Origin of the sequence: Solimonas variicoloris DSM 15731 (assembly GCF_000382285.1) — a bacterium.
Lineage (GTDB): Bacteria > Pseudomonadota > Gammaproteobacteria > Nevskiales > Nevskiaceae > Solimonas > Solimonas variicoloris.
In genome coordinates this window covers 12,479-26,559 of record NZ_KB907947.1, presented here as the reverse complement: position 1 = coordinate 26,559, position 14,081 = coordinate 12,479, and the positions used below count along the sequence as shown (strand labels likewise).

The window sequence follows — 14,081 nt, the reverse complement described above, 5'->3', positions numbered from 1 at the left end:
GCTGCATCACCGCTGTCCCAAAACCATGGAGGAGAGAACATGCTGAAGAAATCGAAGGCTACGCGGATGCTCGGCGGCGCCACACTCGCATTGCTGGCGGCGCCGACCGCGGCGTTCGCCTATGACATCGCCGCGGCGACCGCCGCCGCCGAAGGCGCGGCCTGCACCGACGCGCGGCCGTTCTACTGGGAGATCGGCGGCTCCAGCGGCGCCCCGATCGCGTCCGGCCAGGTCGGCGGCACCGACTTCGCGCGCAACACCACGGTGACGCTGGCCTCGGCATCGAAGTGGGTGTTCGCCGCCTATGTGCTGCAGCGCTACAGCGGCATTCCCACCGGCAGCGGCGGCGCCCAGATCGTCGACGCGCTGAACATGAAGCTCGGCTACACCTCGCTGAACGACTACCTGTGCCAGCTCACGCTGACGGTGTCGGGCTGCTTCACCGTGGGGTCGAACGACAATCACGACAGCGCCGCGGACGGCCACTTTTTCTACAACAGCGGCCACGGCCAGTACGTCGCCTCGCAGGCTTCACTGCTCAACCTCGGCAACAAGACGCGCAACACCCTGTTCACTGAAGTGAACAGCTATCTCAACCTCGGCTCCAGCTTCGGCTATGCCAACCTGCCACTGTCGAGCGGCATGCAGGGCAACGCTGCGGACTACGCGACTTTCCTGCAGCGGATCATGACCGGCTACTACGTCATTTCCAGCTACCTGAACTACTCGCCGGTCGTCACCTACCCGTGCGCGAGCGGACTCAGTGGCTGCACGCCGCTCGGCAGCGTCGACTTCCACTACTCGCTGCATCACTGGATCGAGGACAACACCGGTGGCACGCTGTCGAACGGCAAGACGCTCGGCCCCGGCGACGGCGCGCATTCGAGCCCCGGCGCGTTCGGCTTCTATCCGTGGATCACCGCCGACAAGCAGTACTACGGCATCCTCTCGCGCGAAGCCTCGTCCGGCGCGCCCGGCGACAGCATTCCGTGCGGCCAGGCGATCCGCAAAGCCTTCCTCGGCACCTGAGCGGGGTCGCGGTCCGGGCGTCGCGACGGCGCCCGGACCGCTTCAGGCTTCGCGCGGCTTGCGCGGTGCCCTGGGCTTGCGCGCCGGCTTGCCGTCGGCGGCGGCGCGCTCGGCAGCCGCCAGACGGATGCGCGGCACCAGGAAGCTGCGCGACAGCGCGACGATCTCGCGCGCGGCGCGCTCGGCGGCTTCCGGCCGGCGCGCCTTGACCGCCTCGATCAGCTCGCGATGCAACTGCAGCGAGCGCTGCGCGGCGGCCGGCACATCGAAGTCGAAGAAGCGGTGCTGCCACTGCGCGAGGCTGGCGACGCGCTCGACCATGTCGTACGCCAGCTGGCTGCCGCTCCAGCGCGCGAGGCGCCGGCCGATATCGAACGCGACCTGAATGCGGTCGCGCATCGAATTGCGCGCGGCGGCGTCCTCGCCGGCGCGCATCATCTTGTCGAGCGTCGGGAAGTAGCGCTCCGGCACGCTCTCGGCAGCGATGCGCATGGCAGCGCCGTAGACGACTTCCAGCATGTCGAGCACATGCCGCGTGTCCTCCGGCGACAGCTCCAGCACCTGCGCGCCGCGCCACGGCCGCACATCGATGAAGCCGGCCCGCGCGACCTGGCGGAAGGCATTGCGCACCGGCGTGCGGCTGACGCCGAAGCGCGAGGCCACTTCCTGCTCGCGGATCCACTGCCCCGGCGCGTAATGGCCCTGGACGATGTCGCGAATCAGGCGCCGGGCGATGGCCGCATCGAGCGGCAGGTCGTGCAGCTTGCCCAGCCCTTCGGCAGCGGGCTCGGCGGAAGTCTCGGGGTCAAGTTCGTCCATGAAGGCGGCAGCGATGGCATTGTGCACAATCTTGCCGCAAATTACGGCCACATGACAGATGCGCGCGCCGCCGGCGGCAGCGGCGCGGCGGCGCCTGCGGCCGTTCAGGCTCCGGCACCGGCGTGCGCGAGCAGGCCCGCTTCAGAGCCAGTCGCGAGGGCGCAGGTAGCGCTCGTAGAGCTCGGCTTCCGGCGTGCCGGGTTCGGGGCGGCGGTCGTACTGCCAGGCCGCGAGCGGCGGCATCGACATCAGGATCGACTCGGTGCGGCCGCCGGCCTGCAGGCCGAACAGCGTGCCGCGGTCCCAGACCAGATTGAATTCGACGTAGCGGCCGCGCCGGTAGAGCTGCCAGTCGCGCTCGCGCTCGCCCCAGGCCATGTCCTTGCGACGCTCGACGATCGGCAGGTAGGCCGGCACGAAGTGCTCGCCGACGCTGCGCAGCAGCGCGAAGCTCTGCGCGAAGCCGCCGCGATCCCAGTCGTCGAAAAACAGGCCGCCGATGCCGCGCGGCTCGTCGCGGTGCTTGAGGAAGAAGTAATCGTCGCACCAGCGCTTCAGCTGCGGATGCACGTCATCGCCGAACGGCGCGCAGGCGGCGCGCGCGGTCGCGTGCCAGTGCCGCGCATCGTCCTCGAAGCCGTAGTACGGCGTCAGGTCGAAGCCGCCGCCGAACCACCAGACTGGCGCTTCGCCGGCCTTGTCGGCGACGAAGAAGCGCACGTTGGCATGCGAGGTCGGCACATAGGGATTGCGCGGATGGATGACCAGCGACACGCCCATCGCGCGAAAGCCGCGCCCGGCGAGCTCGGGCCGGCCGGCGCTCGCCGACGGCGGCAGGCGCGCGCCGCGCACCTCGGAAAACGCCACGCCGGCGCGTTCGAACACGACGCCGCCGCTCAGCACGCGCGTATCGCCACCGCCCTGCAACGGGCTGTCGGCCGGCTTGGTCCAGACGTCGCGCTGGAAGCGCCCGCCGTCGACGCCTTCGAGCGCCGCGCAGATCTGGTCCTGCAGGCCGCGCAGGAAACGTTCGACGGCGACGGAATCGACGGCTTCGGTGTTCATGGCTAGCGGCGCAGGATGTGGCCGGTGGCGACGTCGCGGATCGTGGTCGGCTTGGCCAGTCCACCGAGCAGTCCCGGCACGATGGCGTCGAGTTCGTTGCGGAAATAGCGGCGCACGTCGAAGGCGCTGCGCGCCGGTTCGCGCCCGGCCGGATTGGCGCTGGTCGATACCAGCGGACCGCCGAAACGCTTGCACAGCGCGCGCAGCACCGGATGCGCGGTGACGCGCACGGCGACGCCGTCGTGATCGCCGCTGATCCACATCGGCGTCTCGTCGCTGGCCGGGAAGATCCACGTCGCAGGGCCCGGCCAGGTCGCCGTGGCGCGCTTCATCGCGTTGTTCGACGGCACGATCACGTACGGTTCGAGCTGCGCGAAATCGGCGGCGACCAGGATCAGGCCTTTTTCCCAGGGCCGGTCCTTGAGGTCGAGCAGGCGCATCACCGCGCGCTCGTCGAGCGGATCACAGGACAGTCCCCAGACCGCTTCGGTCGGACAGGCGATGATGCCGCCGCGATCGAGCGCGGCAATCGCCGCGCGCAAATGCCAGGGCGCGACGTCCATCAGGTCTTCTTCGCTGCGGCTTTCTTGGTGGCTTTCTTCGCGGCCTTCTTGACCACCTTCTTGGCCGCCGCCTTCTTGGCCGGCGCCGCGCCGGCGTCCGCCGCTGCGGTCTTGGCCGCAGCCTTCTTGGTCGCGGTCTTCTTCGCGCCCTTCTTCGGCGCCGCCGCCGCTTCAGCGAGATAGGCCTCGCACTCGAACACGCTCAGCGATTCGGCTTCGCGGCCGCGCGGCACCGGCGCGCGGCGCGCGCCGTCGCTGATGTACGGGCCGAAACGGCCCTTGATGATGCGGATGCCGGTACCGTCGAAGCTCTTGATGGTCGCCGCTTCGAGCGCCGCCGCCTTCTGCTCGATCAGCTCGACCGCGCGCGGCAGTTCGATCGTGTACGGATCGTCGTCCTTCTTCAGCGACACGAAACTCTTGCCGTGGCGCACGTACGGGCCGAAGCGGCCGATGTTGACCTCGACCTCCTCGCCGTTCGGCAGCGTGCCGAGCTTGCGCGGCAGCTGGAACAGCGCCAGCGCGTCGTCGAGCGTGATCGTGTCGATGCGCTGGTTGGCGCGCAGCGAGGCGAAGCGCGGCTTGTCGCTGTCTTCCTTGGTGCCGATCTGCACGAACGGCCCGTAGCGGCCGAGGCGCGCCGACACCGGCTTGCCGGACGCCGGATCGATGCCGATCTGCCGCGCTTCCGAGACTTCGGCGCGCGACAGTTCCATCTTCTCGTCGACGCGCGGCTTGAAGCCGCTCCAGAAGTCGGCGAGCAAGGGCTTCCACTGCTTCTCGCCGCGCGACACGGCGTCGAGCTGGTCCTCGAGATGCGCGGTGAATTCGTAGTCGACGTACTGCGTGAAGTGATCGGTCAGGAATTTGTTGACGATCATGCCGACGTCGGTCGGGATGAAGGCCTTGCCGTCCAGGCGCACGTAGTCGCGCGCCAGCAGCGTCGAGATGATCGACGCGTACGTCGACGGGCGGCCGATGTCGTATTCCTCAAGCGTCTTGACCAGGCTCGCTTCGGTGTAGCGCGGCGGCGGCTCGGTGAAGTGCTGATCGGCGATCAGGTCGAGGAGCTTGACCAGATCGCCGACCGCCAGCGCCGGCAGGCGCTTGTCGTCATCCTCGTCTTCCTTGCCGCTCGGCGTGTCGACGCCCTGCAGATAGGCGGCGATGAAGCCCGGCTCGACCAGCGTCGAACCGGAGGCGCGGAAGGCGTGCGCACCGCGGCTGCCGGCCGGCGCGTCGCCGGCGCGCAGCTCGGCGGTGACGGTGTCATAGACCGCCTGCTCCATCTGGCTGGCGATCGTGCGCCGCCAGATCAGCTCGTAGAGCTTGGCCTGGTCGGGCGCCAGATACTTGGCGACTTCCTTCGGCAGACGGCCGGCCGAGGTCGGGCGCACGGCTTCGTGCGCTTCCTGGGCGTTCTTGCTCTTGGTCTTGTAGAAGCGCGGTTCCGGCGGCAGGGCCTTGGCGCCGAACTGCTGCGGGATCACCGAGCGAATGTCGGCGAGCGCGTCCTGCGCCAGATTCACCGAGTCGGTACGCATGTAGGTGATCAGGCCGACGGTCTCGCCGCCGATGTCGACACCTTCGTACAGCTGCTGCGCGGCGCGCATCGTGCGGCTCGCCGAGAAGCCGAGCTTGCGGTTGGCCTCCTGCTGCAGCGTCGACGTCGTGAACGGCGGCGCCGGATTGCGGCGGCGCTGCTTCTTGTCGACACTGGCGACGCGCAGCGAGCCGTTCGCGGCCTTCTGCACCGCCGACTTCGCCGCCATCGCGCCGACCACGGTGTTCAGCGTGAACTGCTCGACCTTGCGGCCGTCGAACTCGACGAGCTTGGCACTGAAGCTCTGCGTCGCCTTCTCGACCTGCGCCTCGAGCGTCCAGTACTCGCGCGGCACGAAGGCCTTGATCTCTTCCTCGCGCTCGCAGATCAGGCGCAGCGCCGGCGACTGCACGCGGCCGGCCGACAGGCCCGGCTGGACCTTGCGCCACAACAGCGGCGAGAGATTGAAGCCGACCAGATAGTCGAGCGCGCGGCGCGCCTGCTGGGCGTTGACGAGATCCTCGGAAATATCGCGCGGATGCTGGATCGCGTTCTGCACCTCGCGCTGCGTGATCTCGTAGAAGACCACGCGCTTGACCGGCTTGCCCTTCAGCGCATTCTTCTCGCGCAGCAGTTCGGCCAGATGCCAGGAGATCGCCTCGCCCTCGCGGTCAGGGTCGGTCGCGAGCCAGAGCTCGTCGGCGTCCTTGAGCGCGGAAACGATCGCCTTCACATGTTTTTCGTTGCGATCGATGATCTGGTACTTCATGTCGAAGCCGTGCGCGACATCGACGGCGCCGTCCTTGGGCACCAGGTCGCGAACATGGCCGTAGGAGGCCAGGACTTCGAAGTCCTTGCCCAGATACTTCTTGATCGTCTTCGCCTTGGCCGGCGACTCGACGATGACCAGATGCTTGCTCATTGACGCCCAGGTTGGGGGTGACGGCCGCGCGGCCGCAGTTCGGCGCCTTATAAGCGGAAGGCTCCACCACTGTCCAGCCAACCGCGCGTGCGCGCGTGCGCGCGCGAGACGGCGGTCATGAAATGCGCAAAGCGGGAAGCCGCCGGGCCCGCCGCCTGCGGCCCTCCATGCGCAGCGCGAGGGTGGCCGAACTCAGCGCGCGGCCGCTGCTCCAAGGACGCGGCGCCGGCGAGCGAGCGTCGGGAGCGAGGACGAGGTCGCGGCTGCCGCGCGCCGCTGTGCTGAAGCCCAGCGCGCACGAAAGTCGCGAGATCGGCCCGCACAGCCGCTCGGCCGCTGGCGCTAGTGCTTGAACTCGCCGTGGTAGTAGACCATCTCCTCGAGATGGCCGAAGGCTTCCTCGGCGTCCGGCTGATTCATCAGCACGAGCAGGCAGACCCACTTGACGCGCTCGAGATCGATTTCCTCGGTCAGCGCCATCAGGCGGTCGACGATCAGCTCGCGCATCTCCTGCGTGATGATGCCCAGCTGCTCGAGGTACATGATGAAGCCGCGGCATTCGGTCGAGATGCGCGCGGTCTCTTCGCGGGTGTAGAGGCGCATCGCCCGGCCCGGCCCGAAGACCAGCGGCAGCTGCCGCTGCTGGGCGAGACCGTCGAGCCAGGTGAAGGCGTGGCCGACTTCTTCGCCGGGGAATCCGGCGGCAATCAGTTCCTCGCGCAGCGTGCCCTGATTCTCGGCGTCGGAAAATTCGCCTTCCTGATAGTTTTCGAACAGGTACATCAGCACATCCAGGACCGTTTCTTTCATGTCGAGTCTCCAGTGCTGTGAACGCAGTGTAATGCCTTTCGCGGCGCACGTCGGTCCGCCCGGACCGCGACGGCGACCGCTCAGACGTCCCGATGCAGGCGCTGGTAGCGTCCTCCCGGCGCCAGCGCGACGAGGCCTTCGAGTTCGAGCCGCGTCAGCGCCGATTGCACGGCGACCAGCGGCTGGGCGGTACGCGCCAGCAGCGCGTCGAGGTCGAGCAGCTCATCGCCGAGCGCGGCGAGCACCGCCTCCATCTGCGGGTCCCGACCGGCCGGCGCCGCTTCCGCCGCCGGCGAGGAATCCTTCGCAACTCGCGTGCCGAGCAGCGGCCCCAGCAGCGGACCGAGCTCCTCGAAGATATCGTCGACCGTCTCGACCAGCTTGGCGCCCTGGCGGATCAGCGCGTGGCAGCCGCGCGCCTGCGGATTGTGGATCGAGCCCGGAATCGCGAACACCTCGCGGCTCTGTTCGAGCGCGTAGCGGGCGGTGATCAGCGAGCCGGACTCGCGCGCCGCCTCGACGACCAGGGTGCCGAGCGACAGACCGGAAATGATGCGATTGCGCCGCGGGAAGTTCTCGGCGAGCGCCTGTACGCCGATCGGGAATTCCGAGACCAGCACGCCGCGCTCGACGATCTCGTGGGCGAGCGCCTTGTGCCGGGCCGGATAGACGCGGTCGAGGCCGGTGGCGCAGACCGCGACCGTGTAGCCGTCGGCCGCGAGCGCGCCGCGATGCGCGGCGCCGTCGATGCCCAGCGCCAGCCCGGAAGTGACGACGAAGCCACGGCGCGCGAGTTCGGCAGCGAAGGCCTGCGCGTTCTCCAGCCCCTGCGGCGTCGCCGTGCGGCTGCCGACGATGGCAATCTGCGGCAGACCGAGGAGTTCGGCGTCGCCCTGCCAGAACAGCACCGGCGGCGCCTGCGCGATGTCGCGCAGCGCGCGCGGGTAGGCGGCATCGGCGAGCGTCAGCAAGCCGCGGCGCGGTCCCGCCAGCCAGTCCAGATCCCGGGCGATCGCTTCGTCATCCGGCTTGCGCAGCGCCTCGGCCTGCGCCGTCGACAGGCCGGCACCGCGCAGGGCCGCGGCCGATGCGGCGCAGGCCGCCTCGGCGCTGCCGAAGGCTTCGAGCAGTTTGGCGACGGCGGCGCTGCCGACGCCCGCGGCGCGGCACAGGACCAGCCAGGCGTTCAGCGCGGCGGCGTCCACGCCTCGACGCCGATGGCGGCGGCAAGCGCCATCTACAGGCGCTCGCCGTCCTGCGGCTTCTCGACGCGGTCGAGCGTGTGGATCTCGCGCATCGCCTTGAGCACCAGCGCGTAGGAAACGCGCGACTCCACCTTGAACACCATCAGCGTGCCGGCATAGAGCTCGGGCAACCGCACCAGCTTGCCGGTGTACGGATCGCGAGCGTTGCGGTTGGCCTGCAGGATGCTCAGCACGTGGCCGGGCTCGATGCCGTTGCGGGCGCCGCGGTTCAGCGTCACGACCTGATACTGGCCGATCTGCGAAACGCCGTCGTAGACCGACAGGATGCGCCCGCCGACCTTGTGCGCCGGCGCGTGCGGATAGAAGTTGGCGGCCAGCGTTTCGATCTGCGGCTTGATCAGGCGGTCGCCGGCGCGGACCTCGCGCTCGCTGTCGGTGACCAGCCCGGTGGCCGGCGAACCGAACTGGCGGATCTCGATGCCGCCGACCGGCGTGCCCTCCCAGCCGAGCACCTCGCCGCTGTCCGGATCGACGAATTTCTGGCCGAGGCGCACCGTATCCCAGCGCGTGTCGCCGCGGGCGGGCACGTTCTGCAGATAGAGCAAGCTGCCGGTGCCTTCGACCACGTGCGGGTCGACGAAGCTGAGCACGTACGGCGCCTGGCGCAGCTCGTCGGCGTCGACCAGGCGCGGATTCTTGAGGAAATCGCGGATCGCATCGAGCGGGATCGCCGGGATCGCCTGATCGAGCGGCAGTTCGCGCACCCGCGGCGACAGGTAATCGACGTCGGCCGACACGCCATCGGCGGCGACGATCATCGGCCGGCCGTCGCGCCAGACCAGGGTCAGCACGTCGCCCGGATAGATCAGGTGCGGATTCTTGACCTGGTCGTTGACGTACCAGATTTCCGGCCACTGCCAGGGCTGTTCGAGGAAGTGTCCGGCGATGCCCCACAGCGTGTCGCCCTTCTTGACGACATAGCGCAGCGGCGCGTCGCTGCGCAGCGCGACCGCCGCGCTCGGCGCGGACGGCGCCGCGGCGACGGCTTCCGGCACCGCGCTCGACGGCACCTGCGGCGCCTCGGCGGGCGCCGCCTCGGTATGCTCGGCGGGCCGGCTCGCGCAGGCAGTCAGCAGCGCGGCGAACAGCGCGCCGTGAATGATCGTCAAGCCGTTATACTTGCGCATGGCGGCGCTTCCCCCGGAGGCTCTGCCAGTACCAGACAACTCTGGCAAACTCTAGACGGCTCAATCGTTTGCCGTCAACTTCGCGGGTTGTTTCTCAAGGCCGTTCATGTCGCTGCTGACCATCCTCCACCACCCCGATCCGCGTCTGCGCCAGAAGGCCCAGCCGGTGACCGTCTTCGACGCGGCGCTGCAGACGCTGATCGACGACATGTTCGAGACCATGTACGACGCCCCCGGCGTCGGCCTCGCGGCCACGCAGGTCGGCCTCGCGCTGCGCCTGGCGGTGATGGACTGCAGCGAGGACAAGGACAAGCCGCAGCCGATGGTCATCATCAATCCGGAAATCCTCGATCCGGACGATCGCGTCGAAATGGAGGAAGGCTGCCTGTCGGTACCCGGCATCGCCGACAAGGTGCAGCGCTACAACCGCCTGACGCTGCGTGCGTTCGACCGCAACGGCCAGCCGTTCGAACTGGCGGCCGAGGGCCTGCTCGCGCAGGCGATCCAGCACGAGATCGACCACCTCGACGGCAAGCTCTACATCGATTACCTGTCGGCGCTCAAGCGCGAGCGCATCACCAAGAAGCTGGCCAAGGCGCGCCGCGCATGAGGGGCGTTCTCGCCGCCCTCGCGTTCGCTCTTGCCGCCACCGGCGCAGCCGCCGCGCCGCTGCCGGTCGAGACGCTGGCCGGCCGCAGCCTCACGGTGCCCGACGGACTGGCCGGCGATCCGCGCCTGCTGGTCGTCGCCTTCACGCACGACGCGCGCCAGCTCACCGAGCAATGGGGCCAGCGCCTGGCGCCGCTGTGCGCCGGCCCTGCGCCGAGCTGCTACGACGTCGCCATCATCGAAAAGATGCCGGGCTTCGTGCGCGGCTTCGCGATCGGCCGGATGCGCGACAAGGTCGCGCCGGCCCGCCAGCCGTACTTCCTGCTCGCGAAGACCGACACCGCCGGCTGGCGGCAGCTCGCCGGCGCGCCGGACGAGCCGGGCGACGACGCCTATCTGATCGTGCTGGCCAGCGACGGCAGCGTGAAATGGCGCGGCCGCGGTGCCTGGAGCGCATCGCTGGAAGCCGAACTCCGCCAGGCGCTCGCGCCGTGAGGCTCGTGTTCGCCGGCACGCCCGACTTCGCGGTCGCGGCGCTCGACGCGCTGCACGCCGCCGGACATGAGATCGTCGGCGTCTACACGCAACCCGACCGCCCCGCCGGCCGCGGCCGCAAGCTGACGCCGTCGCCGGTCGCCGAGCGCGCGGCGGCGCTGGGCCTGCCCTTGTTCAAACCCGAACGCCTGAAGGGCGAAGCCGAGCAGCAGCAGCTGCGCACGCTGGCGCCCGAGGTGATGGTGGTGGTCGCCTACGGCCTGATCCTGCCGCAGGCGGTACTCAACATCCCGCGCCTGGGCTGCCTCAACATCCACGCCTCGCTGCTGCCGCGCTGGCGTGGCGCGGCGCCGATCCAGCGCGCGATCGAGGCCGGCGATACCGAGAGCGGCGTGACCATCATGCGCATGGATGCCGGCCTCGACACCGGCTCGATGCTGCTGCGCGAAGCGGTGCCAATCGACGCGCAGACCACCGCGGCGACGCTGCACGACGCGCTCGCCGCGGTTGGCGCGCGCCTGATCGTCGAGGCCCTGCGCCGCCTCGCCGACGGCACGCTGGCCGAACAGGTGCAGCCGGCCGACGGCGTCACCTACGCGCGCAAGCTCGACAAGGATGAAGCGCGCATCGTCTGGCACGAACCGGCGGCGCAGATCGCGCGCCGCATCCGCGCGTTCAATCCGGTGCCGGTCGCCTGGAGCGAACTCGACGGCGAACGCGTGCGCTTCTATGCCGCCAGCGCGGCGCCCGGCGCCGGCGCCGGCGCCGAGCCCGGCCACATCGTCCGCGCGGATGCGCACGGCATCGCGATCGCCACCGGCGACGGCCTGCTGCTCGCCGAAACCCTGCAATGGCCGGGCGGCAAGCCGCTGTCGGCCGCCCAGATCGCCAGCGGCCGCACGCTGGCCGGACGCTGCTTCACATGAATCCCGACACGCCGGAAACGCCAGCCGACGACGATCTGCCGCCGCCGCCCGATCATCCGGACTGCTGCTTCAGCGGCTGCGCGCAATGCGTGCTCGACGACTACACCGAGGCGATGCGGCGCTGGCGCGCGGAAGTCGAGGCCATCCGGCAGCGCCGCGCCGACGAACGGCGAGGCTAGCGCCGCGCGATCGCGGCCCTGCGCAGTTCGGCGGTCAAAACACTGCCGTGCATCCGCCGTGCCCGCGCCGGCGCCGGCGCCCTCCTTATGCTGCAGTCATTCAATGCGGCGCCCGTGCGGTACCGGGGGGAGATCGGGCATCCGGCCTGCGCCTGCTTGAACGGCGCCGACGCGCGGTCATCCGGACCCTGCGAACGGCATTCAGGTCCGGCCGTTTTCGGCCGCAAAGACTGCAAAGCCGGAGCGTACTGTGCTGAGCCAATTCGTCGTGGTGTTTGGTCCGTTGAAGCTGGTCATCGCCGGCATCCTGTTCTTCAACCTCGCGTGGATCGCCGTCCGCAAGTGGTTCGTGCTCGGCGTCGTCGGCGTCAGCGCCGGCGAGATTTCGCTGCCACATCTGTGGGCGCAGGCCCAGCATCTGGGCGTGCGCGCCGCCGAAAATCCAGGCGGCCTGCTCGCCAGCGCGCAGCAAGCCGGCAGCGGCGAGATCGCCTACATCGTGCTCGGCAACGTCCTCCTCGCCATGGCGATCTGGTTCGCGGTGCGCAGCCTGCAGCTGTGGGCACGCGCCACCGTGAAGCGCCACGAAGAGGAGTTCTGGGAACTCGTCGAGCACGACGAGCGCCAATGGCGCGGCGTGCCGGCGGCACGCTATGAGCCCCGCCCCGGCGACGCGGTGCCACGGCGTCCGTCCTGAAGGCGCGGGCGCGGCGCCACGCGCCCGCACCGCGCGCGACTATCATGTGCGCCCGCTGCCGCTGTCCGACGCCATGAAGCCCGCCGCCGTCCCGCCGTCCCGCCATCACGCCAACGTGCGCGCCAGCAGCGCCCGGGCGATCAGCCGCGTGCTGCGCGGCGCCAGCCTCGACGATGCGCTGCTGCCGGCGGCACGCTTCCGGATGCCGGCTGACGCGGCGATGACGCGCATGCTCGCCTACGGCGTGTTGCGCGAGCTGAGCCTGCTGCAGGCGCTGGCCGCCCAGCTGGTCGACAAGCCGCTGGCGCAGGACGACGAAATCCACGGCCTGCTGCTGGTCGGTCTCTATCAGCTGCGCAACCTCGCCACGCCGCCGCACGCGGCGATCAACGAAACCGTCGCCGCCGCCGAAGTCCTCAAGCGGCCGCAGGCCCAGGCCTTCCTCAACGCGGTGCTGCGCCGCTACACGCGCGAACAGGCGGCGCTGGAGGCCGCGCTGCCGGCCGAGCCGGCGGTGCGCTATTCGCACCCGGGCTGGCTGGTGCAGCAGATCCGCAGCGACTGGCCGCAGCACTGGGAAGCGATCCTCGCCGCCAACAACGCGCAAGGCCCGCTGACGCTGCGCGTCAACCGTCGCCGCCTGCAGCGCGACGAATACCTGAAGCGGCTTGGCGAAATCAACATCGCGGCGCTGCCGGTCGCGGCGGCGCCGGACGCCGTGACGCTCGCCGAGGCGCGCCCGGTCGAGAAGATTCCCGGCTTCAACGGCGGCCAGGTTTCGGTGCAGGACGCCTCGGCCCAGCTCGCGGTCGAGCTGCTCGATCTCGCCGACGGACAGCGTGTGCTCGACGCCTGCGCGGCGCCCGGCGGCAAGACCGCGCACATGCTGGAGCGCGCGAACGTGGAAGTCACCGCGCTGGATCGCGACCCGCAGCGTCTGATCCGCGTCGACGAGAACCTGCGCCGCCTCAGGCTCGACGCGAAGCTGATCGCCGGCGACGGCGGCGAGCCGCTGCGCTGGTGGGACGGCAAGCCGTTCCACCGCATCCTGCTCGACGCGCCGTGCTCGGGCACCGGCGTCATCCGTCGCCACCCGGACATCAAGTGGCTGCGCCGCGAATCCGACATCGCCGGCCTGCAGGCCCAGCAGCTGCGCCTGCTGAAGAGCGCGTGGAGTCTGCTCAAGCCGGGCGGCCGTCTGGTCTACGCAACCTGCTCGCTGCTGCGCGCCGAGGGCGACGAGATCCTGCAGCGCTTCCGCCTGCTGCAGGACAAGCTCGAGCTGGTGCGCATCGACGCCGACTGGGGCGAGGCGACCGAATTCGGCCGGCGCCTGCCGCCGGGCGGCAGCCACGACGGCTTCTACTACGCCGTGCTGCGCAAGGCCGGCTAGCCACCGCACAGTTCGCGAGGCCTACACTGCCGTCATGGAAAGCCTCAAGGACTGGCTCGAACTGCTGAGCTATCTGGTCACGGTGATCGGCCTGCCGTTCGCGATCGTGGCCTTCCAGCTCGAGCAGCGCAAAGAGCGGCGCAACGAGCGCGACGAGATCTTTCGCCAGCTGTCCGACGAGTACGCCAACTTCCTGCGGCTCGCCCTCGAACACAGCGACCTGCATCTGTTCCGTCAGCCGCCGCCGCCGCTCGACAGTGAGCAGAACGAGCGCAAGCAGGTGCTGTTCGGATTGCTGGTGTCGCTGTTCGAACGCGCCTTCCTGCTGCTCTACGAAGAACGCATGGCCCCGGGCATGCGGCGCCAATGGTCGTCGTGGGAGGACTACATGCGCGAATGGTGCCGGCGCGGCGACTTCCGGGCGGCCCTGCCCGGCCTGTTGCGCGGCGAGGACGAGGCCTTCCGCCGCCTGATCGAGCGCTTCGCCCGCGAAGAAGCGGGGCCGGCCGGGCCGCCGGCACAAAAAAGCCCCGCATGAGCGAGGCTGTTCGAATAAAGCGGAGAGTGGCGGCCGGTCAGTGCCTCCCCCGAAGCCATGACCGCCCGCCGAACTCCCCAGAACCACGCAACCACTCCCCC

General features: G+C 69.8%; 15 protein-coding genes. 8 read left to right on the top strand and 7 right to left on the bottom strand.

All coding sequences use genetic code 11. From position 1 onward, the window contains the following. The first annotated feature begins 39 nt into the window (after positions 1-39). A complete protein-coding gene (locus H149_RS0117130; protein ID WP_020651002.1) occupies positions 40-1,029 on the top strand; it encodes a hypothetical protein in 990 nt (329 codons plus the stop codon). A gap of 42 nt (positions 1,030-1,071) precedes the next feature. On the opposite strand, the gene H149_RS0117125 is transcribed toward H149_RS0117130, so the two are convergent. The 7 genes from H149_RS0117125 to H149_RS0117095 all read right to left on the bottom strand — a co-directional run bounded on the left by H149_RS0117125 (position 1,072) and on the right by H149_RS0117095 (position 9,143). Further along, on the bottom strand, positions 1,072-1,848 hold the full coding sequence (locus H149_RS0117125; protein WP_154654900.1) for a GntR family transcriptional regulator: 777 nt from the start codon (positions 1,846-1,848) through the stop codon (positions 1,072-1,074). Positions 1,849-1,989: 141 nt separating this feature from the next. Continuing rightward, positions 1,990-2,913, bottom strand: a complete 924-nt coding sequence (gene hemF / locus H149_RS0117120; protein ID WP_020651000.1) for an oxygen-dependent coproporphyrinogen oxidase — start codon at positions 2,911-2,913, stop codon at positions 1,990-1,992. Between the two features lie 2 nt (positions 2,914-2,915). After that, the gene (gene tsaC / locus H149_RS0117115) at positions 2,916-3,476 is read right to left on the bottom strand and encodes an L-threonylcarbamoyladenylate synthase type 1 TsaC (RefSeq protein ID WP_020650999.1); all 561 of its coding nucleotides are present in this window, start codon (positions 3,474-3,476) and stop codon (positions 2,916-2,918) included. Then, positions 3,476-5,941, bottom strand: coding sequence for a DNA topoisomerase I (locus H149_RS21505; protein ID WP_020650998.1), 2,466 nt, complete (start codon positions 5,939-5,941; stop codon positions 3,476-3,478). Before H149_RS21505 ends, tsaC begins: the two co-directional genes overlap by 1 nt. Positions 5,942-6,283: 342 nt before the next feature. Continuing rightward, entirely contained in the window at positions 6,284-6,751 is a 468-nt protein-coding gene (locus H149_RS0117105) for a Smg family protein (RefSeq protein ID WP_020650997.1), read from the bottom strand. An 80-nt stretch (positions 6,752-6,831) separates the two neighbouring features. After that, positions 6,832-7,956 carry a DNA-processing protein DprA gene (gene dprA, locus H149_RS0117100; protein ID WP_020650996.1) on the bottom strand — a complete coding sequence of 375 codons (1,125 nt, stop codon included), beginning with the start codon at positions 7,954-7,956 and terminating at the stop codon, positions 6,832-6,834. 32 nt (positions 7,957-7,988) lie between these two features. After that, entirely contained in the window at positions 7,989-9,143 is a 1,155-nt protein-coding gene (locus H149_RS0117095; protein WP_020650995.1) for a LysM peptidoglycan-binding domain-containing protein, read from the bottom strand. Positions 9,144-9,249: 106 nt separating this feature from the next. On the opposite strand from H149_RS0117095, the gene def reads away from it, so the two are divergent. The 7 genes from def (at position 9,250) to H149_RS0117060 (ending at position 13,980) form a co-directional block, all read left to right on the top strand. Continuing rightward, the gene (def, locus tag H149_RS21500; protein WP_020650994.1) at positions 9,250-9,753 is read left to right on the top strand and encodes a peptide deformylase; all 504 of its coding nucleotides are present in this window, start codon (positions 9,250-9,252) and stop codon (positions 9,751-9,753) included. Further along, positions 9,750-10,247, top strand: coding sequence for a hypothetical protein (locus H149_RS0117085; protein ID WP_020650993.1), 498 nt, complete (start codon positions 9,750-9,752; stop codon positions 10,245-10,247). Before def ends, H149_RS0117085 begins: the two co-directional genes overlap by 4 nt. After that, positions 10,244-11,173 carry a methionyl-tRNA formyltransferase gene (fmt, locus tag H149_RS0117080; RefSeq protein ID WP_020650992.1) on the top strand — a complete coding sequence of 310 codons (930 nt, stop codon included), beginning with the start codon at positions 10,244-10,246 and terminating at the stop codon, positions 11,171-11,173. The genes H149_RS0117085 and fmt overlap by 4 nt, the downstream gene beginning before the upstream one ends. Beyond that, the gene (locus H149_RS0117075; protein ID WP_020650991.1) at positions 11,170-11,352 is read left to right on the top strand and encodes an oxidoreductase-like domain-containing protein; all 183 of its coding nucleotides are present in this window, start codon (positions 11,170-11,172) and stop codon (positions 11,350-11,352) included. The genes fmt and H149_RS0117075 overlap by 4 nt, the downstream gene beginning before the upstream one ends. A 250-nt stretch (positions 11,353-11,602) precedes the next feature. Beyond that, positions 11,603-12,049 (top strand): hypothetical protein, encoded by a 447-nt coding sequence (locus tag H149_RS21495; protein ID WP_020650990.1) that lies wholly within the window; start codon positions 11,603-11,605, stop codon positions 12,047-12,049. A 73-nt stretch (positions 12,050-12,122) separates the two neighbouring features. Then, positions 12,123-13,442, top strand: a complete 1,320-nt coding sequence (gene rsmB, locus H149_RS0117065) for a 16S rRNA (cytosine(967)-C(5))-methyltransferase RsmB (protein WP_051101891.1) — start codon at positions 12,123-12,125, stop codon at positions 13,440-13,442. A gap of 34 nt (positions 13,443-13,476) precedes the next feature. Beyond that, a complete protein-coding gene (locus H149_RS0117060) occupies positions 13,477-13,980 on the top strand; it encodes a hypothetical protein (protein ID WP_020650988.1) in 504 nt (167 codons plus the stop codon). The last annotated feature ends 101 nt before the right edge of the window (positions 13,981-14,081 follow it).